Source organism: Mesorhizobium sp. WSM4308 (assembly GCF_002294905.1).
GTDB lineage: Bacteria > Pseudomonadota > Alphaproteobacteria > Rhizobiales > Rhizobiaceae > Mesorhizobium.
Window position 1 is genome coordinate 134,751 of the sequence record NZ_NSFW01000006.1, and the last position, 26,363, is coordinate 161,113.

25 protein-coding genes are annotated in these 26,363 nt (G+C 65.3%); 15 read left to right on the plus strand and 10 right to left on the minus strand.

Annotated elements, in window-relative coordinates:
• Positions 1 to 57: 57 nt before the first annotated feature.
• Positions 58 to 1,119 carry an agmatinase gene (speB, locus tag CK227_RS13075; protein ID WP_095773222.1) on the minus strand — a complete coding sequence of 354 codons (1,062 nt, stop codon included), beginning with the start codon at positions 1,117 to 1,119 and terminating at the stop codon, positions 58 to 60.
• Between the two features lie 210 nt (positions 1,120 to 1,329).
• Here speB and gcvA point away from each other — a divergent pair, with 210 nt between their 5' ends.
• The 8 genes from gcvA to CK227_RS13115 all read left to right on the plus strand — a co-directional run bounded on the left by gcvA (position 1,330) and on the right by CK227_RS13115 (position 10,135).
• Positions 1,330 to 2,304: a transcriptional regulator GcvA gene (gcvA, locus tag CK227_RS13080; RefSeq protein ID WP_095773223.1), complete on the plus strand. Its 975-nt coding sequence runs from the start codon at positions 1,330 to 1,332 to the stop codon at positions 2,302 to 2,304.
• Between the two features lie 134 nt (positions 2,305 to 2,438).
• Positions 2,439 to 3,743 carry a nicotinate phosphoribosyltransferase gene (gene pncB, locus CK227_RS13085; RefSeq protein WP_095773224.1) on the plus strand — a complete coding sequence of 435 codons (1,305 nt, stop codon included), beginning with the start codon at positions 2,439 to 2,441 and terminating at the stop codon, positions 3,741 to 3,743.
• Positions 3,744 to 3,758: 15 nt separating this feature from the next.
• Positions 3,759 to 5,216, plus strand: a complete 1,458-nt coding sequence (locus CK227_RS13090) for a hypothetical protein (protein WP_095773225.1) — start codon at positions 3,759 to 3,761, stop codon at positions 5,214 to 5,216.
• Positions 5,217 to 5,371: 155 nt separating this feature from the next.
• Positions 5,372 to 6,676, plus strand: a complete 1,305-nt coding sequence (locus tag CK227_RS13095; protein WP_095773226.1) for an ABC transporter substrate-binding protein — start codon at positions 5,372 to 5,374, stop codon at positions 6,674 to 6,676.
• Between the two features lie 177 nt (positions 6,677 to 6,853).
• Positions 6,854 to 7,735, plus strand: a complete 882-nt coding sequence (locus CK227_RS13100) for a branched-chain amino acid ABC transporter permease (protein WP_095773227.1) — start codon at positions 6,854 to 6,856, stop codon at positions 7,733 to 7,735.
• Positions 7,732 to 8,694, plus strand: a complete 963-nt coding sequence (locus CK227_RS13105) for a branched-chain amino acid ABC transporter permease (protein ID WP_095773228.1) — start codon at positions 7,732 to 7,734, stop codon at positions 8,692 to 8,694. Before CK227_RS13100 ends, CK227_RS13105 begins: the two co-directional genes overlap by 4 nt.
• Complete coding sequence (locus CK227_RS13110; protein WP_095773229.1) at positions 8,691 to 9,416, plus strand: ABC transporter ATP-binding protein; 726 nt, start codon at positions 8,691 to 8,693, stop codon at positions 9,414 to 9,416. Before CK227_RS13105 ends, CK227_RS13110 begins: the two co-directional genes overlap by 4 nt.
• Positions 9,413 to 10,135, plus strand: coding sequence for an ABC transporter ATP-binding protein (locus tag CK227_RS13115; RefSeq protein WP_095773230.1), 723 nt, complete (start codon positions 9,413 to 9,415; stop codon positions 10,133 to 10,135). Before CK227_RS13110 ends, CK227_RS13115 begins: the two co-directional genes overlap by 4 nt.
• Here CK227_RS13115 and CK227_RS13120 read toward each other — a convergent pair whose 3' ends face one another.
• Complete coding sequence (locus tag CK227_RS13120; RefSeq protein WP_095773231.1) at positions 10,136 to 11,545, minus strand: sodium:proton antiporter; 1,410 nt, start codon at positions 11,543 to 11,545, stop codon at positions 10,136 to 10,138.
• 49 nt (positions 11,546 to 11,594) lie between these two features.
• A complete protein-coding gene (gene pncA / locus CK227_RS13125) occupies positions 11,595 to 12,209 on the minus strand; it encodes a bifunctional nicotinamidase/pyrazinamidase (RefSeq protein ID WP_095773232.1) in 615 nt (204 codons plus the stop codon).
• A gap of 297 nt (positions 12,210 to 12,506) precedes the next feature.
• Here pncA and CK227_RS13130 point away from each other — a divergent pair, with 297 nt between their 5' ends.
• From CK227_RS13130 to CK227_RS13155, 6 genes are read left to right on the plus strand one after another with little or no spacing between them, the layout of a single operon-like run.
• Positions 12,507 to 13,370, plus strand: coding sequence for a xanthine dehydrogenase family protein subunit M (locus CK227_RS13130; protein WP_095773233.1), 864 nt, complete (start codon positions 12,507 to 12,509; stop codon positions 13,368 to 13,370).
• A 17-nt stretch (positions 13,371 to 13,387) separates the two neighbouring features.
• Positions 13,388 to 16,216 carry a molybdopterin-dependent oxidoreductase gene (locus CK227_RS13135; protein WP_095773234.1) on the plus strand — a complete coding sequence of 943 codons (2,829 nt, stop codon included), beginning with the start codon at positions 13,388 to 13,390 and terminating at the stop codon, positions 16,214 to 16,216.
• Positions 16,213 to 17,751, plus strand: coding sequence for a 6-hydroxynicotinate reductase (locus CK227_RS13140; protein ID WP_095773235.1), 1,539 nt, complete (start codon positions 16,213 to 16,215; stop codon positions 17,749 to 17,751). The genes CK227_RS13135 and CK227_RS13140 overlap by 4 nt, the downstream gene beginning before the upstream one ends.
• A 2-nt stretch (positions 17,752 to 17,753) precedes the next feature.
• The gene (locus tag CK227_RS13145; protein ID WP_095773435.1) at positions 17,754 to 18,638 is read left to right on the plus strand and encodes a UPF0280 family protein; all 885 of its coding nucleotides are present in this window, start codon (positions 17,754 to 17,756) and stop codon (positions 18,636 to 18,638) included.
• The gene (locus tag CK227_RS13150; protein ID WP_095773236.1) at positions 18,631 to 19,215 is read left to right on the plus strand and encodes an amino acid synthesis family protein; all 585 of its coding nucleotides are present in this window, start codon (positions 18,631 to 18,633) and stop codon (positions 19,213 to 19,215) included. Before CK227_RS13145 ends, CK227_RS13150 begins: the two co-directional genes overlap by 8 nt.
• Entirely contained in the window at positions 19,212 to 19,673 is a 462-nt protein-coding gene (locus CK227_RS13155; RefSeq protein ID WP_095773237.1) for a MarR family transcriptional regulator, read from the plus strand. Before CK227_RS13150 ends, CK227_RS13155 begins: the two co-directional genes overlap by 4 nt.
• 33 nt (positions 19,674 to 19,706) lie before the next feature.
• On the opposite strand, the gene CK227_RS13160 is transcribed toward CK227_RS13155, so the two are convergent.
• The 5 genes from CK227_RS13160 to CK227_RS13180 all read right to left on the minus strand — a co-directional run bounded on the left by CK227_RS13160 (position 19,707) and on the right by CK227_RS13180 (position 24,810).
• A complete protein-coding gene (locus CK227_RS13160) occupies positions 19,707 to 20,501 on the minus strand; it encodes an inositol monophosphatase family protein (protein ID WP_095773238.1) in 795 nt (264 codons plus the stop codon).
• An 80-nt stretch (positions 20,502 to 20,581) separates the two neighbouring features.
• The gene (locus CK227_RS13165; RefSeq protein WP_095773239.1) at positions 20,582 to 21,583 is read right to left on the minus strand and encodes an LLM class flavin-dependent oxidoreductase; all 1,002 of its coding nucleotides are present in this window, start codon (positions 21,581 to 21,583) and stop codon (positions 20,582 to 20,584) included.
• The gene (locus CK227_RS13170) at positions 21,580 to 22,416 is read right to left on the minus strand and encodes an arylamine N-acetyltransferase (RefSeq protein WP_095773240.1); all 837 of its coding nucleotides are present in this window, start codon (positions 22,414 to 22,416) and stop codon (positions 21,580 to 21,582) included. Before CK227_RS13170 ends, CK227_RS13165 begins: the two co-directional genes overlap by 4 nt.
• A gap of 71 nt (positions 22,417 to 22,487) precedes the next feature.
• Positions 22,488 to 23,657: an AI-2E family transporter gene (locus CK227_RS13175; RefSeq protein WP_095773436.1), complete on the minus strand. Its 1,170-nt coding sequence runs from the start codon at positions 23,655 to 23,657 to the stop codon at positions 22,488 to 22,490.
• 91 nt (positions 23,658 to 23,748) lie between these two features.
• Positions 23,749 to 24,810: an LLM class flavin-dependent oxidoreductase gene (locus CK227_RS13180; protein ID WP_095773241.1), complete on the minus strand. Its 1,062-nt coding sequence runs from the start codon at positions 24,808 to 24,810 to the stop codon at positions 23,749 to 23,751.
• A gap of 221 nt (positions 24,811 to 25,031) precedes the next feature.
• Between CK227_RS13180 and CK227_RS13185 the strand changes: the two genes are divergently transcribed.
• A complete protein-coding gene (locus CK227_RS13185; protein ID WP_027047610.1) occupies positions 25,032 to 25,460 on the plus strand; it encodes a DUF6481 family protein in 429 nt (142 codons plus the stop codon).
• A 114-nt stretch (positions 25,461 to 25,574) separates the two neighbouring features.
• Here CK227_RS13185 and sugE read toward each other — a convergent pair whose 3' ends face one another.
• On the minus strand, positions 25,575 to 25,889 hold the full coding sequence (gene sugE / locus CK227_RS13190) for a quaternary ammonium compound efflux SMR transporter SugE (RefSeq protein WP_095773242.1): 315 nt from the start codon (positions 25,887 to 25,889) through the stop codon (positions 25,575 to 25,577).
• 201 nt (positions 25,890 to 26,090) lie between these two features.
• The gene (locus CK227_RS37805) at positions 26,091 to 26,216 is read right to left on the minus strand and encodes a hypothetical protein (RefSeq protein WP_013891842.1); all 126 of its coding nucleotides are present in this window, start codon (positions 26,214 to 26,216) and stop codon (positions 26,091 to 26,093) included.
• Positions 26,217 to 26,363 lie beyond the last annotated feature (147 nt).

Genomic DNA, 26,363 nt, shown 5'->3' on the forward strand with positions numbered 1-26,363 from the left:
TTGATTGTTTGAGGCGGCTGCCGGCTCCAGCGCGGCGGCCGCCTTTCGTTTCAGGTGTCAGGTGCCCTTGCCCGTGATGGCCGGGCTGAACACCATCAGGCTCAGGATCTCGAACAGCACCTGGGCGCCGGCATGCGCGGTGTTGGTGGTGGCGTCATATTGCGGCGCCACCTCGACGACGTCGCCGCCGACGATGTTGAGACCCTTGAGACCGCGCAGCAGCTCGAGCACTTCGCGCGTCGTCAGCCCGCCGACTTCCGGCGTGCCGGTGCCGGGCGCGAAAGCCGGATCGACGCTGTCGATGTCGAAGGAGACATAGGTCGGCCCGTCGCCGACGATCTTGCGCGCCTTCTCGATGATGGCTGGGATGCCGAGACCGGTCACCTCCTCGGCGTGCACCACGGTCATCCCGGACTCATAGGTGAACTCCCACAGATATTCGGCCGAGCCGCGAATGCCGATCTGGATGGTGCGCGTCGGGTCCAGCACGCCGTCGAGCACCGCGTTGCGGAACGGCCCGCCATGGTGGAACTTGGTCATGTCGAACAGGCCGCTGGTGTCGCAATGGGCGTCGATGTGGATGAGGCCGACCGGGGCCTTCTTGCCGACGGCCTTCAGGATCGGGTGGCTGATCGAATGGTCGCCGCCAACAGACAGGGGAAGCACGCCGGCATCGACGATCTGGTTGGTGCGGCGCTCGATATCCTCATGGCTGGTCTCCAGCCGGTAGCGGCTGCGGAACGGCGTGTCGCCGATATCGGCGACGCGAAGCTCGTGCGTCGGCGCGCATTCCAGCACATGATTGTAGGGGCCGATGCGCTCGATGGCGCGCAGCGCCCTCGGCCCGAAGCGCGAGCCCGGCCGGTTGGTGACGCCCAGATCCATCGGCACGCCGATGATGGCCACCTGCAGGTCGCCGAAATCCGGGTTCTCTGCAGCGATTTCGCGATAGGGCGCGGCGAGGAAGGTCGGGATGCCGGAATAGGGTGCCAGTCTTGTGCCGCTCTTGGAGAAGATCTTGTCGGCGACCTTGCGGAATTTCGGGTCGAACATCTCGCCGCCATGGCTCTCGCCATATTTGCGGCGCAACGCGTCGAGCTTGCCGCGATCGTAACCCATATCCGCTCCTCCTGGGCTGATGCAGCGCGGCCGTCGGCGATCTCAAACGAACTGACCGTCATCCGGCCGGGTCGCTGTCCCGCTGGCTGTCTGCAGATTTCACGTCTTGGTGTTATTTCGAGCCGAAGTGTCCGGCAGCCCGATTGAAAAAGCAATTGATATTGTTAGGGTGTTTTCTGTGAGAAAATCTCACAAAGAAGTCGGGCATCCATGGTCAAGCGCCTGCCACCCCTGAACCCGCTGCGCGCCTTCGAGGCAACCGCGCGCCATGGCTCGCTGACCAAGGCGGCGAGTGAGCTGAATGTCACGCATGGCGCCGTCAGCCACCAGATCAAGGCGCTGGAGCATTCGCTCGGCGTCAAGCTGTTCGAGCGCGTCGGCCAGCGCGTCAGGCTGACGCCGCATGGCGCGGAGCTGTTGCCGGCGGTATCGACGGCCTTCGACGGCATCGCCGCCGCCACGCAGCGGCTGACGCGGCCGGCCAGCAGCGGCGCGCTGTCGGTGTCCTGCGTGCCGGCATTGCTGCTTTTGTGGATGACGCCGAGGCTCGGCAGCTTCACCGCGCAATATCCCGACATACAGCTGACGCTGATCCCGTCCAACGACCCCAGGGATATCCGCGCGCCGCACATCGATGTCTGCGTGCACTATGGCGATGGCAGCTGGGCCGATTGCTGGATGCGCAAATGGTCGGGGCTGGAACTGTTTCCCGTGGTCAGCCCGACCTTGATCAACAACCGGCCGATCCGCAGCGTCAGGGACCTGGCCGACCATGTCTTCCTGCATGGCGATGACGGCCGCGAATGGCACACCTGGCTGGCGGCCGCCGATGCGCTGGACCTGGAGCGCGGCCGCCGCCATCATCTGGGCGATGCGCGCATGGCGACCGAGGCGGCGGTGCACGGCCATGGCGTGGCGCTCGGCGATTCGGTGACGGCAAGCGCGCTGCTGGCCAGGGGCATGCTGGTCGCGCCGTTCAGCCTTTCGGTGCCGGCGGTCGACGATTTCTACGTTGTCTGCCGCAACGAAATGCGCACGACGCCGATCGTGCAGGTGTTCATCGACTGGCTGTTCGCCGAGAAGGCCGAAGATGACGGCCGTGCCGACGCTCCGGTCGCCGGCCGTATCATCAGCCGCCGCAAGCGTCCGCAACTCAAGGTCATCGGCGCGAAGACGGCCGGCTGAGAGCGACTGCTCAAGGCCATGCGCAGGCTGTTCTTTTTGTCGGGCCAGCCTGAAAGCGGGCAGCGCTCTGGCCAATTCGATGCTATGAGGCCTGTCGCGATTGTGGATGGCAGGCAGCGAAGGCGGCAGCAAGCATGGCAAAGACCGATATTGCGCGGCGTGTCTATAACCACACCTGGAAGCTCGACCCGATCGTGCGCAGCCTGCTCGACACGGATTTCTACAAGCTTTTGATGCTGCAGATGATCTGGGGCATGTACCCCAAGGTCGACACCACCTTCTCGCTGATCAACCGCACCACTTCGGTGCGGCTGGCCGACGAGATCGATGAAGGCGAATTGCGCGAACAGCTCGACCATGCCCGCACCTTGCGCTTCTCCAAGAAAGAGATGATCTGGCTCGGCGGCAACAATTTCTATGGCCGCAAGCAGATCTTCGAACCGGAGTTCCTGGCCTGGCTGGAAGGCTTCAGGCTGCCGGACTACGAGCTGTCCAAACGCGACGGCCAGTACGAGCTCTCCTTCGGCGGCCCGTGGATGTACACCACGCTGTGGGAAATCCCGGCGCTGGCGATCATCAACGAGCTCCGTTCCCGCGCGGCCATGCGGGCCTTCGGCCCGTTTGCGCTCGATGTGCTCTATGCCCGCGCCAAGGCCAAGATGTGGGCCAAGACCGAGCGGCTGAAGGCGCTTCCCGGCATCCGCATTTCCGACTTCGGCACACGCCGGCGGCATTCCTTCCTGTGGCAGCGCTGGTGCGTCGAGGCGCTGAAGGAAGGCATTGGCGAGGCCTTCACCGGCACCTCCAACGTGCTTTTGGCCATGGACAACGACCTCGAAGCGCTCGGCACCAATGCGCACGAACTGCCGATGGTGTTTGCAGCCCTTGCCAATTCGGAAAAGGAGCTGAAACAGACCCCCTACAAGGTGCTGCAGGACTGGCAGCGCTACTATGGCGGCAACCTTTTGATCGTACTGCCCGACGCTTTCGGCACGGCCTCCTTCCTGCGCGACGCGCCGGACTGGGTGGCCGACTGGACCGGCTTTCGCCCCGACAGCGCGCCGCCGATCGAGGGCGGCGAGAAAATCCTGTCCTGGTGGCGCGAGAAGGGCAAGGACCCGAAGCAGAAGCTGCTGATCTTCTCCGACGGGCTCGAGGTCGAAACCATCGAGGAGACCTACCGCCATTTCAGGGGCAAGGTGCGCATGTCGTTCGGCTGGGGCACCAATTTGACCAATGATTTCGAAGGCTGCGCGCCGACGGAAACCAACAGCCTCGACGCCATATCGCTGGTCTGCAAGGTAACGGAAGCCAATGGCAGGCCGGCGGTGAAGCTGTCCGACAACCCGGCCAAGGCGACGGGAGACGAGAAAGAAATTCAGCGGTATCTCAGGATTTTCGGCGAGAAGGACCGGGTGGAGCAACTGGTCAAGGTGTGAAGAGAGATCGGACTCATGGATAGTTCGAGTTCCTTCACGCCCCCCTCTGAGGGGGGCGCCGAAGAGTGCTTTCTTGCGAGAGTTGCGCTCCCATGCCTCGTCGCTCCGCTAGCGCTTCCCACCCCCGCCTTCGCCCACGCCTCCGATCGCGGCCACGTCCTGCTGTTGCCGACCGGCTACTATCTGATCGGCGGCGCATTCGCCGTGGCCGTCAGCTTCCTCGTGCTGGCGCTGCTGCCCGCGGCCGCCCTCGACCGTTTCTGCCGCAGGCGCCTGCCGCTGTTCACCCTCGGCGACAGCGCCCGCACCGCCATCAGCCTGATATCCTTTGCCGGCTTTGCAATTCTCGTCGCCGCCGGGCTTTTCGGCAGCCGCGACCCGCTCTCCAACCCACTGCCGCTGGTGATCTGGACACTGCTGTGGGCCGGCATCACGCTGCTGCAAGGCGTCTTCGGCGATCTCTGGTCATGGCTGAACCCTTGGGTTGGACCGTGGCGCCTCGTCTCGCGCCTGGTCGGCACAGGCGACGAGGCACCATGGCGCCTCCCCGGCTGGCTCGGCTGCTGGCCGGCTGTCATCCTGTTCCTCGCCTTTGCCTGGTTCGAACTCGTCGATCCGGCGCCTGACGACCCGGCACGACTCGCCTGCGCCGCCGGCCTGTACTGGCTGCTCACCTTTCTTGCCATGCTGGCGTTCGGCTATCGCGGTTGGAGCCGCAGTGGCGAGTTTCTGACGATCTTCTTCTCGATGGTGGCGCGTTTCGCGCCGGCCGAGCGCGACGAGAATGGCCGGCTTGCGCTGTGCTGGCCGGCCGCCAAGCTGCTGGCGGCAGAGCCATTGCCGCCCAGCGGCATCGCCTTCCTGCTGCTGGCCCTGTCCTCGGTCTCCTTCGACGGCCTGTCGAAAACCTTCTTCTGGCTGGGTCTGTTCGGCGTCAATCCGCTCGAATTCCCCGGCCGCACTGCCGTGATCGGCAGCAGCAGCCTTGGGCTCGTTCTGACATTCGCGATGCTGACAGCGGTGTTCCTTCTCGCCGTCTGGCTCGGCCAGCGCCTGGCCGGCGGCGGTCCGCCGCTTGGCCAGGCCGCGGGACTGCTGGTGTGGTCGATCGTGTCGATCGCGCTCGCCTACCACGTCGCGCACTATCTGACGGCGCTGCTGGTCGACGGCCAGTATGCACTGGCCTCGCTGTCCGACCCGTTCGCGCTGGGCTGGAACCTGTTCGGCACCGCCGACCTTCAGGTCGAGGCCGGCATCGTCGCCGGGGCGGAGTCGGCCTGGTGGCTGTGGAACATCCAGGCCGGCGCCATCATCCTTGGCCATGTGCTCGCCGTTCTCGTCGCGCACGGCTTTGCCTGGCGCCTGCATCCGCAGCCTGGCCGCGCCGCGCTCAGCCAGTTTCCGCTCACCCTGCTGATGATCGCCTACACGGTCTTCGGCCTCTGGCTGCTTGCCACGCCAACGGTTGGATGAAAAAAGGGCGGCCCGGATGTCGTTGGGGAAAGCTCGCTTGCCACATCAGGGCTTTGGTGATTTAGTTTGTACACATGCAATTTTCCGCATCCTCTGAGCGAGGATGCCGAACCCGCACTATCGTTGGTCAAGACTGAAAAAACAGGGGAACGAACATGGCTGACAAGAACGGATTTTTCGACCTCTCCAAGACGACCCTCACCCGCCGCACAGCCCTGAAGGGCCTTGCCGCGGGCGCCGGCCTCGCCGTGGCGCCCGGTTTCGTCCGCTATTCCCAGGCGCAGAGCTCGGCGCCGATCAAGATCGGCTTCCAGTCGCACCGCACCGGCATCGGCGCCGCCTATGGGCGCTGGTACGAAAAGACCACCGCCGCCGCGGTCAAGGCGATCAACGCCGCCGGCGGCATCAATGGCCGCCAGATCGAGGTCATCATCGAGGATGACGGCACCGATCCCGGCCGCGGCGCCGAAGTGGTCGGCAAGTTCGCCACCCAGCACAAGACCGACATCGTCTTCGGCACGCTGTTCTCGCATGTCGTCATCGGCTCGGCGCCAGCCGCCGGCGAAAACAAGATGCCCTATTTCGTCGTCAGCGAAGGCCACCATGTCGCCTCGACCAAGCTCAACCGCTATGTCTTCCAGCCCGGCATCACCGACGTGAAGAGCCAGATCCAGTCGATGGCGCCGTGGATCGCGGCCAATGCCGGCAAGAAGGTCACACAGATCTTCCCGGATTTCGCCTTCGGCTACGACCACCGCGACTACCTGCCGCCGGCGCTGAAGGCGCAGGGCGCCGAGGTCATCGCGCAGATCGCCATCCCGCCGACGGAATCCTCCTTCACCAAATATTTTCCGCAGATCCCGCCCGAGACCGAGGTGATCTACCACGTCATGGTCGGCCCGGCGGTGCTCACCTTCGTCAAGGAGCTCGGCGAGTTCTACGGCTCCAACCGGCCGCAGCTGTTCGGCTTCATGGATTCGCTGGAAGCCACCGACATCAACAGCCCCGGGCTCGAATTTCTGGACGGCAGCCATTTCTGGGAGGGTTCGCCGCGCTATGCGCAGGCCGATGACAGCGCCGCGCAAAAAGCCTATCGCGCCGCCGTCGGCATCGACGACAATGGTGCGGCCGTAGGCGATCCAAAGGACGTCTCCACCGCGTCGCACATGTTCGGCTGCTGGGAAACCCTCTATGTCGTCAAGAAGGCGATGGAAGACGCCGGCTACAAGGGCCCGGAAGACCGCGCCAAGCTGGTCGAGGCGACCGAGGCGCTGACCGCCTTCGCCGAAGGTCCGGAGCATCCGCAGGGGCCAAAGACCTTCAACGGCAAGATCCATCAGTGCTTCGGCATCCAGAATATCTCCAAGGTCGAAGGCGGCAAGCTGAAGGTGGTGCATAAGACCAAGATCGAGGACGGGCTTTACGAGCCGGAAGGGGATTACACGGCGCAGGCGCTTTAGCTTAGCAGCGTGAGCGCTAGGCCACCCCCCTCTGCCCTGCCGGACCCGACCCTTCGCTGTCGCTCCGGGCGTTCCTCGTTCGGAAAGCCAGGCAATTGGCTTTCCGTCCGCTCCGCGGATCACTCCTCACCCCCCTCAAGGGGTAGGCCCTTCGCATCTGCCTTGGGCTCTTAGCCGATGCACTTCGGTCCTCACCTTCTCCTTGCCGCGCTCGAAGGCCTCGTCACATCAGCCGTGCTGGCGCTGACGGCGCTCGGGCTGTCGCTGGTGTTCGGCGTCATGCGGGTGGTCAATGTCGCGCATGGCGAGTTCTTCATGCTTGGCGCCGTGCTCGCCTGGGCGATCTCGACGGCGGTGTCGGGCCATCCGGCGCTCGGCTTCCTGGCGGCGCTGGTGATCGCGCCGCTGATCGTCGGCGCCATTGCGCTGGTGGCCGAGCGACTGGTGCTGCGCCGGCTCAACTATAATCCGGAAGCCACCATCGTCGCCACCATCGGCATGCTCTACATCATCCAGCAACTGGCGCTGAGCTTCTATGGTCCCGAGGCGCGGCCCGTCGAGCCGCCCTTCAGCTACCGCATCCTTTTGCCGTGGTTCGGCTATTCCGGCTACAAGCTGTCGATCATTGCCGCCTCCGCGCTTCTCTTGATCGCGACATGGCTGGTGCTGACCCGGACCAGGATCGGCCTGATCATGCGCGCCACGCAGTATGACAGCGAGACGGCGCAGGCCTTCGGCATTCCGGTCGACCGCGTCTATGGCGGCGTCTTCGCGCTCGGCGCCATGCTGGCGGCGATTGCCGCGGTGCTGATCGTGCCGATCAGCCAGGCGCATTACCTGATGGGGCAGGATCCGCTGCTCTTGTCCTTCATCGTCGTCATCATCGGCGGCCTCGGCTCGCTGCGCGGCACCGTCGTCGCCGCCGTGCTGATCGGCCTTTCCGACGGCATCATCTCGATGTTCTTCTCGCCGACCTTGGCCAAGATCATCGCCACGCTGCTGGTCGCCATGGTGCTGGTGTTCCGGCCGCAAGGCCTGTTCGGGACGGCATCGCGATGAGCGAGGCTTCGCCGGCAAAAGCCTATGCGGTGCATCTCGGCGTCATCGCGCTGCTCTTCGTGCTGAGCTTCATGCTGCCGGACTACTATCACGGCCTGCTCGCCCGCATCATGGTGCTGGCGGTGTTCGCCATGGGCTACAACATTCTGTTCGGCTATGTCGGCCTGCTCAGCCTCGGCCATGCCATGTTCTTCGGCGCCGGGCTTTACGGCGCCGGCCTTGCCGTCATCCAGCTCGGCTGGAGCGTGCCACTGGCCTTGCTCGGCGGGATTGCCTGCGGCGCGGTGCTGGCACTGGTGATCGGCCTTCTGGCGCTGCGCACCACGGGTGTCGCTTTCATGATCGTCACCATGATGTTCGCCCAGGTGTTTTATCTCCTGATCCTCTACTTCGCGGCATGGACCGGCGGTGACCAGGGCCAGGTCGTGCCGCAGCCGGCGCGCGTCCTCAATCTCGGCGCGACCTCGCTCGACCTCACGAACCCGACCGTGCGATACATGAGCGCGCTTGTGCTGTTCGCGCTCGTGCTTCTGGTCACGCTGGCTGTCGTCCGCTCCCGGTATGGCCGCGTGCTGGTCGCCATCCGCGAGAATGAGGAGCGCACGAAGATGCTGGGCTACGATACCTTTTCCAACAAGCTCATCGCCGTGGTCGCCTCCGGCACGATCTGCGCGGCGTCGGGCGCCGCCTACGCAGTGCTGTTTGGCTATGTCGGCTCGAGCTTCGCGTCGGTGCAGTATTCGATCCTGCCGCTGCTATGGGTGCTGCTCGGCGGTGCGGCCACGACGCTCGGGCCGCTGATCGGCACGGTCTTCATGTACTATGTCATCGACGTCACCAGCGGCTACACCTCGGCCTATCTGCTGATCGTCGGCATCGCGCTCATCCTTTTGGTGCTGTTCTTTCCCAAAGGCATTCTCGGCAGCATCCGCCAGCGCTGGCTCGGGTGGCTGCCATGACGCCGCTTTTGGCCACCAAGGGCCTGTCCCGCAATTTCGGCGGCCTGCGCGCCGTCGACAGCGTCGACTTCACCTTGATGCCCGGAGAGATCCGCGCCGTCATCGGCCCCAACGGGGCGGGGAAGACCACCTTCGTCAGCATGGTCAGCGGCCGCATCCAGCCGTCTTCGGGAGCGATCGTCTTCGATGGCACCGACATCACCAGCCTACCGGCCTATGTCAGGGTGCGCCAAGGCATCGCCTACACGTTCCAGATTACCAGCATCTATGCCAACCTGTCTGTTTACGCCAATGTCGCGCTGCCCGTGCAACTGACGCTGCGGCACGGGCCTTCCAAGAGCGCGATACAGGCCGCTGTCATGACGGCGCTGGAACGTACCGGGCTGGCCGACCGCGCCCATATGCCGGCCGGGCAATTGTCCTATGGCCACCAGCGCCTGCTGGAGGTGGCGATGGGCCTGGCGCTGAAGCCGCGCCTGCTGATCCTCGACGAGCCGACGCAGGGGCTGGCCGACAGCGAGATCGACAATTTCATCGTGCTGGTGCGCGACATCGCCAGCAGCGCCACGGTGCTGCTGATCGAACACAATATGCCCGTCGTCATGCAGTTGGCCGACCGCATCACCGTCTTCAACGCCGGCAAGATCCTGGCGGAAGGCACGCCGGAGGCGATCCGCGAAAACGCGGCGGTGCAGGAAGCCTATCTGGGGACCGCCCCATGATTGAGAGGAGCAAGACGGAAGCGTTGCGGATCGCGGGACTGGACTGTTTCTATGGCGAAGTCCAAGTGCTCTACGGCCTCGACCTCGTGCTGAACAAGGGCGAGGTGCTGTGCCTGTTCGGCCGCAATGGCGCCGGCAAGACGACGACGCTGAAGGCGATCATGGGCCTGCTTCCTTCAAGCGCCGGCTCGATCAAACTCGCCGGCCGGGAATTGACCGGCCTGCCGGCGCACGAAGTGCCGAAGGCCGGAGTCGCCTATGTGCCGCAAGGCAGGCGGCTGTTCGCCGAGATGACGGTGGCGGAAAACATCGAGATCGGGCTGATGGCGCGCGGCAAGGGCAAGGCGACACGAGAGAGCGTGCTCGACCTCTTCCCGCTGCTGCGCCAGCGGCTGCGGCAGCGCTCGGGCACCTTGTCGGGCGGTGAGCAGCAGATGCTGGCGATGGCGCGCGCACTCTGCCTCGAACCGCAGGTGCTGTTGCTCGACGAGCCGACGGAGGGGCTGATGCCGTCGATGATCGCCAAGATCCGCGAGACGGTATCGAAGCTGCGCGAGATGCACGTTTCGACCATCCTGGTGGAACAGCGGGTCGATGCGGTGCTGTCGGTCGCCGACCGCGTCTCGTTCATCGAGAACGGCCGTAACCGCGAGACGGTGGATGTCGAGGAATTGCGCGCGGATCCGTCGGCGGTGCGGCGGTATGTGGGCGTTGGTTGATCAGCCGAAGAACAGGAAGCCGGCGATCAAGAAGGTCGGGATCAGCACCAGCCCGGACCACAGCATGTAGCCGAAGAAGCCGGGCATCTTGACGCCGCGATGCCTGGCAATGGCATAGACCATAAAGTTGGGCGCATTGCCGATATAGGTGTTGGCCCCCATGAACACCGCTCCCGCCGAGATCGCGGCAAGCGTCGAGGCGAATTCGGTCATCAGGTGGTGTGGATCGCCGCCCGCCAGTTCGAAGAACACCAGATAGGTCGGCGCATTGTCGAGGAAGGACGACAGCGCCCCGGTCAGCCAGAAATAGGCGAGATCGTTGGGCGTGCCTTGCGCCGAAGTGACGAGCGCGACCAGCGGCGCCAGCGCGCCCTCGTGACCGGCCCTCAGGATGGCGACGACCGGCACGATGCAGATGAAGATGCCGGCAAACAATTTTGCCACTTCGGCGATCGGGCCCCAGTTGAAGCCGTTCGCCTTGCGGTATTCCTTGCGCGAAACCGCCAGTGACACGAAGGCAAGCGCCAGGATGACGGCGTCGCGCACCAGGTTCTGCAGTTCCAGCGTCACGCCTTGAATGGACAAGGTGACATCAGGCTTCCATGTGGCCGACAGCAGGATGGCGCCGATGACGCCGGCGAGCAGCGGAATGTTGGGCAGGCCGCGGATGCGAACCTTCGAATCCGGCGTCGGATCCTTGATCTTCGGCTCGCCGGCCTCGCGCCGGTGCAGGATGATGTCGATCGCCAGGAACACCGCCAGCACCAAGCCGCCGACAAACAGCGTCTCGCGCCAAAGGTTGGCGGTCGTCCAGAAGAAGTCGACCCCGCGCAGGAAGCCAACGAACAGCGGGGGATCACCGAGCGGCGTCAGCGAGCCGCCAATGTTGGAGACCAGGAAGATGAAGAAGACGATGACATGGGCGTTGAATGGCCTGGCGTCGTTGGCGCGGATGATCGGCCGGATCAGGATCATCGAGGCGCCCGTCGTGCCGATGACCGAGGCGAGCAGCGCGCCGACCAGCAGCAGCCCGACATTGACCAGCGGCGTGCCGTGGATGTTGCCGGCGACCAGGATGCCACCCGAAATGGTGAACAGCGCGAACAGCAGAATGATGAAGGACATGTATTCGGTGAGCAGCGCGTGCAGCACCGCCTCGGTCGCCGAAGGGATGCCGAAGGCGAGCGCCAGCGGCACGACGACCAGCGCCGCCCACAGGGCCGCGATCTTGCCGTAATGATGCTCCCAGACATGGTGGAACAGCAGCGGACCGGTGGCGATCGACAGCAGCAGGCCGGCAAAGGGCAGCGCCCACCACAGCGACATCGAGGCGCCGGGCAGCGTGTGTTCCTCCGCCGCGACGGCGGCGTCCGGCAACAGCATGGCGACGGCAAGGGCCGCGCCCGCCATCACGCCTGTACCGACCCGCGATAACTTCCCCTGCCGCCCCACCTTCCGTTCAGTCCGACAAATGGTCTTCGAGCGTCACGCCGGCATCGCGCATGCGCCGCAGCATGGCATCGAGCGAGCCATTGAGATCGATGCCGCGGCAGGCGTCAAGCCGGACGGTGGTCTTGAAACCCTGGCTGACGGCATCCAGCGCCGAAAAGCCGACGCAGAAATCCGTCGCCAGCCCGACCAGGGTGACGGTGTCGATACCGCGCTCCTTGAGGTAGCCTCCGAGGCCGGTCGGCGTCGTGTGGTCGTTCTCGAAAAAGGCCGAATAGCTGTCGATTGCCGGGCGAAACCCCTTGCGGATGACGAGTTCGGCCTTGGTCCAGGCAAGGCCGGAATGGAAGTCCGAGCCGAGGCTGCCCTGGATGCAATGATCCGGCCACAGCGTCTGCTGGCCGTAGGGCATTTCGATCATGGTGAAGGGCTGCGCGCCCGGATGGCTGGAGGCGAAGCTCGAATGCCCGGCGGGATGCCAGTCCTGCGTCAGCACGACATGGTCGGCGTGCCGGATCATGTCATTGACCAGCGGCACGATCTCGTCGCCGCCGGTCACGGCCAACGCGCCGCCCGGGCAAAAGTCGTTCTGCAGGTCGATCACAACAAGCGCTTGGTCGGCCATTGGGCCTCCTTCTTCTCTGCGTTGGGCTCAGGCTCCAGTGGAAAGGTGCCGCTGACGCGACCGGAGGCAGAAACTTGACCAGATGGCCGGCCGCGTCAACCTCCGAAGGCGTAACAATCTCGTTGCATGCACCCTGGCAAGCACGGCGGCCCAAACTCTGGCTTTGACAATTTCCACCGGCTTGATATCATTTGCATACGAATGAATTTCCGGTTTGCGGACCGGCAAGATCATGCCTGGGGTAAACGCCCTGGGAGGGCCTTTTCGGGGAAGGCCCACTCTCTGGGAAGGCAAAGCGTGATCCGTTACGCGAAACCCACCACGGTCGACGAGGCGCTCGCTTTGCTTGGCGAGGGCGCCTGGCGCATTCTTGCCGGCGGCACGGATTTCTATCCGGCGCAGGGCGCGAAGCCGTTCCGCGACAATGTCCTCGACATCAATGGCCTCGCTGCTTTGCGCGGTATTGCCGAGACGGATGACCACTTTGTCATCGGCGCGCGCACGACCTGGACCGACCTCATCCGTCACCCCTTGCCGCCGGCTTTCGATGCGCTGAAACAGGCCGCGCGCGAGGTCGGTTCGCCGCAGATCCAGAACGTCGCCTCGGTGGCCGGCAATCTCTGCAACGCCTCGCCGGCCGCCGATGGCGTGCCGGGCCTGCTCGCGCTCGATGCCGAGGTCGAACTGCGCTCGGCGAGAGCGACGCGGCATCTGCCCTTGCCGGATTTCATTCTCGGCAATCGCCGCACGGCCCTGCGGCCTGGCGAAATGGTGACCGCCATTCGCGTGCCGAAGCTGGCCGCCGCCGGTGCATCGGCTTTCGTCAAGCTCGGCGCGCGGCGCTACCTCGTCATCTCCATCGCCATGGTAGCGGCGCGCCTGGTCGTGGCGAACGGCAGGGTTGCCGAAGCGGCCATTGCCGTCGGGTCCTGCTCGGCTGTCGCCAGGCGGCTTGCCGGCGTCGAGGCGGCGTTGCTCGGATTGCCTGGGGATGGCGGGCTCGCCGGCGCCATCCAGTCCGCGCCGATAACGGAACTGTCGCCGATCGCCGATGTGCGCGGCAGCGCCGAGTACAGGCTCGACGCGGTGCGCGAGATTGTTGCCCGGGCCGTGCTGACGGCCGCTGGGCCGATGAACGATCATATGGTGGCGGCGGCATGAGACAAGCTCAGCCTGACATGAACCAGGTTCTGCCCGAAGTGGATGAAGGTCGGCCGGATTTGGGCATAGTCCAGCCCGGCCTCGAGCGCGCCGACATCGCCTTCGCGGTCAATGGCGCCGCCGTCTCGGTCAACGTGCCGCCGCTGCGCCGGCTGTCCCAGGTCCTGCGCGACGAATTGCGGCTCACCGGCACCAAGGTCGGCTGCGATGCCGGCGATTGCGGCGCCTGCACGGTGCTGGTCGACGGCGATCCCGTCTGCGCCTGCCTGATGCCGGCGGCTTCGGCCGCGGGCGCATCGGTGACGACGGTCGAGGGGCTGGCCAACGGCCTGTTGTCAGCGCTGCAGGCTTCTTTCCTGGCCCATGGCGCGGCACAATGCGGCATCTGCACGCCGGCGCTGCTGGTGGCGGCGACAGCACTGTTGGACACGACGCCGAGACCAACCGAAATCGAGGTGCAGGATGCGCTGGGCGGGATTCTGTGCCGCTGCACCGGCTACCGGAAGATCATCGCGGCGGTGATGGACGCCTCCTCGCAAGTGGCAAGCCTCGATTTCCGCCTGCCCCAGTCCGGCCATGCGATCGGCGCGTCGCCCGTCAGGCTGGACGGTGTGCCAAAGGTGACCGGGGCCGAGAAATTCGGCGGCGATTCCTTCCCGGCCGATGCGCTTGCTGTGCTGGTGGTCCGCTCGCCGCATTATCACGCCGGCTTCGCCTTTGGCGACCTCGACGGCTGGGCAAGGAAGACCCCCGGCATCGTTGGTGTCTTCACGGCGGCCGACATTCCGGGCAAGAACTGTTTCGGCGTCATCGGCCCGTTTGCCGACCAGCCGGCGCTCGCCGAAGGGTTTGCGCGGCTTCGCGGCGAGGCGGTGGCGCTGGTCGCCGGCGAGCGCGAGGCAATTTTCGATCTGGACCTGTCGGATTTCCCAATCCGCTGGACCGAGCTGCCGCATGTCCTGCAGCCCAGCGAAGCACAGGCTGAGGGTGCTGCGCTGATCCATCGGAACCGCCCTTCGAACCTCTTGACCTCCGGCTTCGTCGAGCGCGGCGATCCCGAGGCGGCGCTTGCCGGCGCCGCTGTGACCGTGACCGGTGCGATCGACACCTCCTATGTCGAGCACGCCTATATCGAGCCCGAGGCCGGCCATGCCTATATGGACGCCGACACGCTGGTCGTCGTCGCCTGCACCCAGGCGCCCTATATGGACCGCGACGACACGGCGAAGGTGCTTGGCCTGGCTGTCGACAAGGTGCGCATCGTGCCGACCGCGACCGGCGGCGGCTTCGGCTCGAAACTCGACGTTTCGCTGCAGCCGCTGATCGGCCTCGTGGCGCTGAAGACCGGGCGTCCGGCCGCCTTGGCCTACACGCGCAACGAATCGATGATGTCGACCACCAAGCGCCACCCCGCAGAGATGAAGGCGACCATCGGCGCCGATGCCGACGGCCATGTCACCGGCATGATCTTTTCAGGCGATTTCAACACCGGCGCCTATGCCAGCTGGGGGCCGACCGTCGCCAACCGCGTGCCGGTGCATGCTTCCGGCCCCTACGCGACGCCGAACTACCGCGCCGAGGGCCGCGCCATCCACACCCATGGCCCGATCTCCGGCGCCTTCCGCGGCTTCGGCGTGCCGCAGGCGACGATCATGCAGGAGACGCTTTACGATGAGCTGGCCGGCAAGCTCGGCATCGACCGCCTCGATTTCCGCCTGAGAAACTGCCTTCGGAACGGATCCGAAACAGTCACCGGCCAGAAGCTGGAATCCGGCGTCGGCATTGCCGAATGTCTCGAGGCCTTGCGGCCACATTGGGCGCGGGCGGAAGCCGACGCGGATGCTTTCAACAATGCCAGTGGCGATAAAAAGCGCGGCGTCGGCGTGGCGTCCTGCTGGTATGGCTGCGGCAACACCTCGCTGCCCAATCCGTCGACCATCCGGGTCGGCATCGCGGCTGACGGTACCGTCATCCTGCACCAGGGCGCCGTCGACATCGGCCAGGGTTCCAACACCGTCATCGCGCAGATCTGTGCCGACGCGCTTGGCCTGCCGCTGGAAAGGTTCCGGCTGAAAAGCGCCGATACGGCAATCAGCCCCGACGCGGGCAAGACCTCTGCCTCGCGCCAGACTTTCGTGACCGGCAAGGCCGCCGAGAAGGCCGGGCGGGCCCTGCGGGAAAAGATCCTGCGCTTTGCCAATGTCTCCGAGAAGGCAAGCCTGCAACTGGACGGTGCGGCGATCGTCATCCGCGAAGGCGAAGCCGCGCGCCGCATCGATCTCGCCTCGCTCGACATGGATGCCGAGGGCTTCGTCTTCCGCGCCGAGGAGACCTACGACCCGCCGACACTGCCGCTCGATGCCAAGGGCCAGGGCAAGCCCTATGCCGTCTATGGCTATGGCGCGCAGATCGCCGAACTGGAGGTCGATCTCAAACTCGGCACGGTCAAGCTGATCAAGATCACCGCCGCGCATGATGTCGGCAAGGCGATCAACCCGCTGCTGGCCGAGGGCCAGATCGAGGGCGGCATCGCGCAAGGCATCGGCATGGCGCTGATGGAAGAGTACATTCCCGGCCGCACCGAGAATCTGCACGACTATCTCATCCCGACCATCGGCGACGTGCCGCCGATCGAAACCATCCTGGTCGAGGTTCCCGATCCCGAAGGGCCGTTCGGCGCCAAGGGCCTGGGCGAGCATGTGCTGATCCCGACGGCACCCGCGATCCTCAACGCCATCCGCCATGCCACCGGCGTGCTGGTCACCAAGGTTCCGGCGACGCCGACGCGCATCCGCGCTGGCATCCGTGAAAAGGATGGCATCCGCGAAAAGGAGGCACGCGCATGAGTGAGCTTGCCGAGCGTTTTGAGACCCATGATCCCGGCGAGAAGCTGGTGGCGGAGAAGATCCGCTGCGATGCCTGCCCGGTCATGTGCTACATAGCCGATGGTCGCACCGGCGCCTGCGACCGCTACGGCAATGCCGGCGGCCGGATCGTGCGCATGGACCCGCTGACCATTCTCGACCATGCTGCCGAGACCGGCGGGACAATCGTGCCCTTCGTCGCCGAAGGCGAGGCATGGGACGGCGAACTGGTCAACACCGGCCGCCGCTTCGTCACGGCAATCGGCGCGGGCACCACCTATCCCGACTACAAGCCGGCGCCGTTCATCGTCAGCCAGCAAGTCGAAGGCGTCGATCTCGTCACCGTCGTCACCGAAGGCATTTTTTCGTATTGCGGCGTCAAGGTGAAGATCGACACCGACCGTCATATCGGACCCGAAACGGCAATCGTGCGCTCGCAAGGCGAGGCGATCGGCCATGTCACGACGGGCGAATATGGCTCGCAGATGCTGTCGCTGGGCGGCGTGCACCATCTGACCGGCGGCTCCAAGGCGGAAGGCCGGGCAACCTGCGACGCGCTGCTCAATCTGTGCAACCGCAAGCCGGTGGAACTGACCATCGACGGCGGCGCCACCATCATCGTGGAAGCCGGCAAACCGCCTGTCATCGACGGCAAGCAAGAACACCGCATGCGCGTCGGCTGCGGCTCGGCCACCATCGGCATGTTCGCCACGCAATGGCGCGGGCTGGTCGACGAGGTGGTGGTGGTCGACGACCACATCACCGGCGTTGTCTCCGAGCACCAGGCCGGCAAGGTGCTGGGCTGGCAGGACACGGGCATCAAAATCGTCGGACGCCGTTCGACGCCGGGCCGCTATTTCAAGGTCTCCGAGCCCGGCCTCGGCTGGGGCGGCACCTCGATTTCCGACCCGCTGTCGATCCTCGGTGAGTGGAACGCCAAGAAGGGCGCGCGGCCGGGCCTGTCGCTGTTGATGGTTTCGACCACCGGCGAGCAGTTCGCCTATTACGAGCTCGACGACGAATTGAAGCCGGTGCAGAAGCCGTTTCCTGAGCGGTTGCAGAAGTCGGTCAATCTGATCGAGGACAATTGCGAGCCGGCGCTGTGCACCGTGCTGTTCATCGGCGGTGCCGGCGGCTCACTGCGCGCCGGCGTCACCGAAAACCCGGTCAATCTCACCCGCTCGGTGCAAGGCCTGAAGACTTACGTGACGGTCGGCGGCGCGCCGGTCTATGTCTGGCCGGGCGGCGGCATCACGCTGATGGTCGATGTCACCCGGGTGCCTGAAGGTGCCTTCGGCTATGTGCCAACGCCGGCGCTGGTGGCGCCGATCGAGTTCACCTTGCGCCGTGACGACTATGTCAGGCTTGGCGGCTACGAGGCCGAGATCCGCAGTGTCGAGGATATCGTCGCCAAGGGCGGCGAGTACCTCAACCCGCGCCACGGCACGGGTGCGCCGTCCGACAATCCATGGCCGCCGCTGGCGCAGCTGCGGCGCGCCGCATCGAACGGAGCCTGACGATGGACGGCCCGCAGGCACATTGGCTGCAGGACAGCAAGCGGCTGCATCTCAACCATGGGCCGATCGATCTGATCGTCGAGGCCTTTGGCGAGGCGCAGGAATGCCGCCTGGCCTATGAGCAAGCGGTCGCGCGCTTCCAGACGGTCCTGATCGAGCTGGTCAGGGAGCTTCCCGAATTGCGGCTCCCGGCATTTTTCCTGGCGCCGCGCGCCTTTGAAGGCCCGACGGCGCGCCGCATGGAAGCGGCCGTCATGCCGCTCGCGGAATGTTTCATAACGCCGATGGCCGCCGTCGCAGGATCGGTAGCCGACGAAATGCTCGCCGCATTGCTTGCCGGCCGCAGGCTCGAGCGCGCCTATGTCAACAATGGCGGCGACAGCGCCCTCCACCTCGGCACGGGCCGATCGATCGGCCTGGCGGTCGCCGGCACCGGCAACGGCATGGCCGACCGGATCACGATCCGCGCGGAGGATGGCGTTCGCGGCGTCGCCACCAGCGGCTGGCGCGGCCGTTCCTTCTCGCTTGGCATTGCCGACGCCGTCACCGTGCTGGCGCGGACCGGTGCCGAGGCCGATGCGGCGGCGACGCTCATTGCCAATGCGGTGGACCTGCCCGGCAATCCCGCCATCCAGCGCATTCCCGCATGTGAACTGTCGCCCGACAGCGACCTCGGCGCGCGGCTGGTGACGCAAGGCGTCGGCACGCTTGCGCCTGGCGAGGTGGCGCGGGCGCTGGACAATGGCCTTGCCGTCGCCGAAGATTTTCGCCGGCGCGGCCTGATTGCCGGATCGGCGCTGTTTCTTGGCGGTGAGGCCCGCATCAGTGGTTCCGTGGCGCTTGCCGCACCCAACAAAAATCCGAGGGAGGAAGTTGCCCATGCCTGAGTTTCCGATCCGCAAGATCGCAGTGCTGAGCGAAGAGATATTTCATGAGGGCGGTCCGGTCGCGGACGTGCCGCGCCGGCGTGCCGCGGCCATGGCTGTGGTCAAGAACCCGTTCGCAGGGCGCTATGTCGAGGATCTGCAGAGCGCCATGGACGATCTGAAGCCTCTCGGCCTGCTGCTTTCCGACAGGCTGATCGCCGCATTGGGCGGCGACGTCAAACAGATCGACGGCTACGGCAAGGGTGCCATTGTCGGCACGGCGGGCGAGCTGGAGCACGGCGCGCTCTGGCACGTGCCGGGCGGCTACGCCATGCGCGAGCGGCTTGGCGACGCCAAGGCGATCGTGCCGTCGGCCAAGAAAGTCGGCGCCTTCGGCTCAAAGCTCGACGTGCCGCTCGGCCACATCAACGCCGCCTATGTGCGCAGCCATTTCGACGCCATGGAAGTCGGCATCAGCGACGGGCCGCGTCCCGACGAGATCCTGTTCTGCCTCGCCATGACCTGTGGCCCGCGCATTCACAACCGCATGGGCGGCCTGGCGGCCGACGGCATCAAGGCCTGGGACGGGCTGCGGTGAGCGGCGAGGACAATCTGCTCAAGCTGGTCGAGGTCGAAGAACCCGAGGACCACGATTACCTGCTGCAGGAGCAGGTCGGCTTCATCCTGCGCAAGGCGCACCAGCGCCACGTCTCGATCTTCGCCGCGCATATCGGCGACCTGACGCCGCCGCAATTCGCCGCACTGGCCAAGCTGCGCGATGTCGGCGAGACCTCTCAGAACCAGCTCGGCACGCTGATCGCCATGGATGCGGCGACAGTGAAGGGCGTGATCGACCGGTTGAAGGCGCGCGGCCTGGTCGAACTCTCCAAGCATGAGGGCGACAAAAGGCGGCTGCTGGTCAATCTGACCGCGGAAGGCCGCGACGCGATCGAACGCCTGATCCCGCTGGCGCGCGAGATCACCAGGGAGACGCTGGCGCCGCTCTCGGCCAAGGAGATCGCCACCTTCATGAAGCTGCTGGCCAAGCTGGCGTAGGGTGCCGCCACGATCCATCGCATCAAATGGCGATCAGAGCGTGAACGCTTCCCTGCACAGTTCCTGCAGCTTCGAAAAGACGCCCTTGCCGCCGGTGATGACCTGCGTGCCGCTCTGCAGCACCGTCTTGGGATCCGCCTGCAGGACGGTGCCGCCGGCCTCCTCGATCAGCAACATGCCGGCCAGGCAGTCCCAGGCGTTCATGTGTTCCTCGACATAGCCAAGCAGCCGGCCCGAGGCCACATAGGCCAGCATCAGGGCGCCGGACGCGTTGCGGAAGAAGACACCGCCTTCGGCGAGGATCTTCTTGATCAGCACGGCGATGTTCTCGGCCTCGGCGCGGTTCGAGAATCCGGTCCCCACCGAGCCTTCTTCCAGGCTGGTCGCGGCACTTGCCTTGATCGGCCTGCCGTTGATGAAGGCGCCGCCGCCGCGCCTGCCATGGAACGTCTCCCCGGTCGACGGTTCGTGGATGACGCCGACGATCGTCTCCCCGTCCCTTGCGCAAGCGATCACCACGCACCAGGCCGGAATGCCGCGCACGAAATTGGCGGTGCCGTCGATGGGATCGATGACCCAGGCATAACCGCTCGAGCCGGCGACAGAAGCGTGTTCCTCGCCGACGATGCCGTCCTGCGGATAGTCCTTGGCGATCGCCGCACGTATGAACAGCTCGACCTCGCGGTCGGCCTGCGAGACCAGGTCCTGATGGCCCTTGCTCTCGATGGTCAGGCTTTCCAGATCGCGGAAATATTCGAGCCCGCGTTCGCCGGCCCGCCGCGCCAGATCGATGGCAAACTGCATGCGGGCGTCAAGATCATGGGTCACGGGAAGGCTCGCTCTTGCTGGGGATGCGCCCGCCACTTAGCAGAGCATCGCCGCCGGCAAAAGCACCTGGCGGATAAAAGTCAGGCCGCTTGCGACAGCGATTTGTGGGCCTCAGCCAGGATCTCGAACGACCGCACCCGCGCCGCGTGATCGAAGATTTGCGCGGTGACCATCAGCTCGTCGGCGCCGGTGCGGCGCACGAAGGCATCGATGCCCTGGCGCACTGTTTCGGGAGAACCGACGACGGCGCAGGACAGCGCCTGGCCGAGCATGGTCTTGGCCATCGGGTCGAGATCGCGGTCATAGTTCTCGACCGGTGGCGGCAACCGTCCGGGACGGCCGGTGCGCAGATTGACGAAGGCCTGCTGCAGCGAGGTGAACAGCAGCCGCGCCTCGGCATCGGTGGGCGCGGCAAAGACGTTGAGGCCGAGCATCACATGCGGCCTGTCGAGCTGTTCGGACGGCTGGAAGCGCGAGCGGTAGATGTCCAGCGCATGATCGAGCTCGGCCGGCGCGAAATGCGAGGCGAAGGCGTAGGGCAGGCCGAGCATGGCGGCGAGCTGCGCGCCGTAGAGGCTGGAGCCGAGAATCCAGATCGGAACGGTCTGGCCCTCGCCCGGCACGGCCCTGAGGCGCTGGCCTTTCTCCGCCGGCAGGAAATAGCCCATCAGTTCGACCACGTCCTGCGGGAAGTTGTCGGCGCCGGCCTCGAGGTTGCGGCGCAAGGCGCGCGCGGTGTTCATGTCGGTGCCGGGCGCCCGGCCGAGGCCGAGATCGATGCGGCCGGGAAACAGAGCGGCCAGCGTGCCGAATTGCTCGGCGATCACCAGCGGCGCATGGTTGGGCAGCATGATGCCGCCGGCACCGACTCGGATGGTTTTGGTGCCGCCGGCTACATGGGCGATGACCACGGATGTGGCGGCGCTCGCAATGCCCGGCATGTTGTGGTGCTCGGCCAGCCAGTAGCGCTTGTAGCCCAGCCGCTCGGCATGGCGGGCGAGATCGAGCGAGTTGGCAAGCGACTGCGAGGCATCGCTGCCTTCGACGATCGGCGACAGGTCGAGAACGGACAATTCGGTCATGCGGTGGTCTCCACGATCTTCGTCTCACGCACTTTGGCCTCGAAAGCAGCGCGGTCGGGAATGATGATGCCGAGCAGGCCTTGCAGCGTGTCGGCGAGTTCGGCGGCGGTGGCCATCTCCGTCTGCTCGGTGCGGCCGCCAAGGTGATGGATCGACAGGCGGTTTCCCCGCAGCGCGTAACGCCGATCCGGCGCGGCGCGCGCCGCAATGACGGAGGAGAGGAAATGCGATGTCGGGCTGGTCGACAGGAAGTGATTGGTGACGGAATATTCGACCTCGTATTGCGGCTGCAGGTCGAAGCGGTAGAGCGGGCGCCAGTCGCCGCCGATGGCGGCCTGCAGGCGGAAATGATCGCCGGCCTCGACGATGCGGAATGGCTCATGCGGGGTTTTCTGTTCCGGGCCGGGATCCAGCAGCAGCGGCGCGGTCAGGGTCAGGCCGCCGAAGCCGACATCGGCGATGTAGGTACGGCCATCGAGCTCGACGCGCAAAAGCATGTGGCTGCGCGCGGTGATGGCGTCCTCGCTCTGGCCCCAGAGCACGCGCGCGGCCAGGCCGCCGACCTCGAACCCAAGCGCCCGCAGCGCATGCATGAAGAGGAGGTTGTGCTCGAAGCAATAACCACCACGCCCGCCAAGGACGATCTTGTCCTGCAGCGCGGCGAGGTCGAGCCGGACCGGGCGGCCAAGAAACGGATCGATGTTCTCGAAGGGGATCGCCTGCGGATGCGCGAAATGCAGCGCCCTCAGCGTATCCAGCGACGCGTCGCGCGGACCGGCGTAGCCGATGCGCGCGAGATAGGCGTCGAGGTCGAAGGCAGGAGCATCGCTCATAAGGAAGGCACCGGACGTTGATCGGCCGGATATAGGCATTCGATTCGGCCGCCGCAAACAACGTCCGCCTTCTATGCCGCCGCCTTGCCGTTCTCCTCGACGGGTTCGTCCTCGACCACGGCGGGTTGCTGCGCGGCGAGGAAATTGCCGACATGGCCAAGCCCTTCGAAATGGTCGCAGAACACCTTGATGACGACCAGCAGCGGCACCGCCATCAATGCGCCGACGAAACCCCACAGCCACGACCAGAAGGCAATGGCGATGAAGATCGCCACCGCGTTGATTTCCAGGCGCCTGCCGACCACCATCGGTGTCACGAACTGGCCTTCGACGACATCGCACAAAAGCACGAAGGCCGGCGCCAGAAGCGCGTAGGAGATGGTGTCGAAGCTGATCAGCGCCATCACCGCCACCAGCACGATGGTCAGCAGCGCGCCGACATAGGGCAGGAAGTTGAACAATGCGGCGGCGACACCCCAGACCAGCGGGTTGGGCATGCCGAGCGCCCACAGGCCAAGGCCGATGACGGTGCCGAGACCCGCATTGATGATGGTGACGGTGAGCAGATAGTGCGAGATTTCGTGCTCGACGTCATAGACGACGCGCAGCGCCCGCTTCTTCTCGGTGAGGCTGGCGAAGGACTGGATGATCTTCTCGTAGAACATCGTGCCCGAGGCGAGCAGGAACAGCGACAGCACGAAGATGATGGTGAGGCTTGTACCCGCCGCCAGGATGTTGCTGGCGGCCGACGACAGGATACCGGACTGGGCGACGGCCACCTTCTGGACGCCAGGCTCCTGCGAGGTTTCGGTCATCTGCTCGATCTGATGCGAGACCTGCATGATCCTTTCCAGCGGACGCCGCAATTGCGCCAGCCGCTCGGTGAGTTGCTGGCCGATCGACGAGGTGTTGTTGAGGAGATCGATGACAGGACCTGAGAGCAAATAGCCGGCGCTGGCGAACACGCAGATGGACAAAAGCACCAGGAGCGTCGCCGAAACCGCTTCGGGAATGCCGCGCTTGCGCAGCAGCCGCACGATCGGCGTCAATGTCAGCGCCAGCAGGAAAGCGAGCATGACCGGCATGAAGAAGGCACGGCCGAAATAGAGCGCATAGACGGTCATGAAGATGAAGATGCCGACCAGCAGCGAACGCATCAGGTGGGTGTCCGCGCGGGCTTCGACGCGCGGATCCGGGCTATCGGCAACGCCAGCGCCCGTAGCGTCGGGTTCGGCTTTCATCATGGACCCTCAGCGACGCACCGTATCTGGTGCAGTCCGTTGACGAAAAACGCCGGCGCGCCAGCAAGGTTCCTTTAGCCGGCAAGGCCCTTCATGCGACGGGCGCGGCCACCGCCGGCGCGGACTTCGCCGTTTCCTTGCGCACGATCGGCGCCACTTTGGTGCCGTAGAGTTCGATCGCCTTCATGATCTTGGCATGCGGCATGGTGCCGATCGCCATCTGCAGCAGGAAGCGGTCATTGTTGAAGATCCTGTGCTGGGCGACGATCTTCTCGGCCACCTGCTCTGGACTGCCGACGAACAGGGCGCCGTCGGGACCACGCGACTGGTCGAAATGCGCCCGCGATGTCGGGCCCCAGCCACGCTCGCGGCCGATGCGGTTCATCACCTCGGCCTGCGGGCCGTAGAAATCGTCGGCCGCCTGTTCGGTGGTGTCGGCGATGAAGCCGTGCACGTTGATGCTGGTGGCGAGACCCGCCGGGTCGCTGCCGGCGCGCCTGGCGGCCTCGCGGTAGAGGTCGAACAGCGGCGCGAAGCGCGCCGGCTCGCCGCCGATGATGGCAAGTGCCAGCGGCAGGCCGAGCGCACCCGCGCGGGCGGCGGACTGCGGCGTCCCACCAATCGCGATCCAGACCGGCAGCCTGTCCTGGAAGGGCCGGGGATAGACGCCGCGATCGTTGATCGGCGCACGCAGATTGCCGGACCAGGTGACCTTGACGCTGTCACGGATGGCGAGCAGCAAATCCAGCTTTTCCGCAAAGAGCTCGTCATAGTCTTCCAGATTGTAGCCGAACAGCGGGAAGGATTCGATGAACGAACCGCGCCCGGCCATGATCTCGGCACGGCCGCCCGAGAGAAGATCGAGCGTGGCGAACTGCTGGAAGACGCGCACCGGATCGTCGGAGGACAATACCGTGACCGCGCTGGTCAGCTTGATGCGCTTCGAGCGCTCGGCGGCAGCGGCGAGCGCCACGACCGGCGCGGAGGCGGCATAATCGGGCCGGTGATGCTCGCCGAGACCGAAGACGTCGAGACCGACCTGGTCGGCGAGTTCGACCTCCTCGATCAGGTTGCGCAAGCGCTCATGCGGCCCGATGGCGCCCGGGCCGGGCTGCGGGCTGACGTCGGCGAAAGTGTAGAGACCGAGTTCCATTTGATGTCATCCTGGTGTTGGGTTTTGCAGCTAGACGTAGCGAGCGAGCTGTCTTGCCGCCAGAGGCGTGGACGGTGAACAGTGCATGTCGGTTTGGGCGGCAAAAGGCGTCTCCCGGCGGCAACATCACGGAATTTCATGGCTGGCATACCGTTTTGGCGCTTGAACTCTCGGCATTCGCGCGTATGTAAGCCTCGCGAATTGACTTCAGGGAAGTGGACTTGGCTATCTACAGGGAAAAAGACATTTTCGAGCGGCGCAACGCCGCGAACGAGGCAAAGAAGGCGCTTCTGGAGCGCTTCAAGTCAAAGCCGGCGGCAGATGATCCTGCGGTGCTGGCGAGACAGGCCGAACGCAAGGCAATCCTCCAGGCTCGTGAGATCCGCGAAGCCGAGAAGGCAAGGCTGAAGCAGGAAAAGCTGGCACGCGAAGCCGCGGAGAAAGCCGAGCGCGAGGCAGCAGCCGAAGCGGCACGCATCGCCGCCGAAGAGGCAGCCCAGGCCGAGGCCAAAATTCGGGAAGCCGAAGAGACCGAGCGCATTGCCCGCCTGCTCGCCGACGAGGCCGAGCGCAAGGCCAAGCGCGACGCACGCTATGCGGCGCGCAAGGCACGGACCGGCAGGGCTCCTCCGGGCTTTTCCGCCCGCTAGCAGCTTCGGCGCAGCCAAGCTCGAACATTGAATCAGGGTCGTCCTGCAGCGGCCCTGAAGGTGTTTGTGCGGCGCTTTTTCCTGTTGGACGCATATCGCCGTCCCACGCCGCCTTCAGGCCGCGAATTTCAGCCCCATGATGCCGCAAACGATCAGCGCGATGCAGCCGAGGCGGATCGCGGTGGCGGGCTCGCCGAGCAGCCAGATGCCGAACAGGGCCGTGCCGACCGTGCCGATACCGGTCCACACCGCATAGGCGGTGCCGACGGGAAGCGCCTTCAGCGCCAGGCCAAGCAAGGTGAGACTGACGATCATCGAGGCGACCGTGAGCACGGTTGGAACCAGCCTGGTAAATCCGTCGGTGTATTTAAGGCCGATCGCCCAGCCGATTTCGAAGAGGCCAGCGAAAAACAGAAAAGTCCAGGACATCGGAACGCTCCATCCAGCACCGGGCCGGAGACAGGATCCGATCCTCAGATACCGATCATTATGGCGGGTCGTCCCGACCGTATTGTTGGGGAGGCGCGGGGTCGTCCCCGCACCGTCGATATAGGCTGTCCAAACGCCCGATCAACCCGGCGGCATTGTCTGACGCCGCCGGTGGGATTTGCGTGCCTGACTTGCCGAGGCCTACTTTTCCTTGATGCGCATCGCCTTGACCGGCGGCGCCTTCAGGGCGGGAGCGGGTGCCGGCTTCTTGGCATCCTTCTTCGGCTTGCGGGCTTCCTTGCCTGCCTTCATCGCACCTTTAGCCATGATTCGTTCCTCCAGTTGCGGGGAATGAAGTGAAACAAGAGAAACGCTTTGCTGCAAGTGGGCAGTGTCTGTCGCAACCGCCGGCCGACTGCTTTCAACCGGTTTCTAATTTGCTCGTAAACCATGGCCGTCCGTGCCATTCTCGTT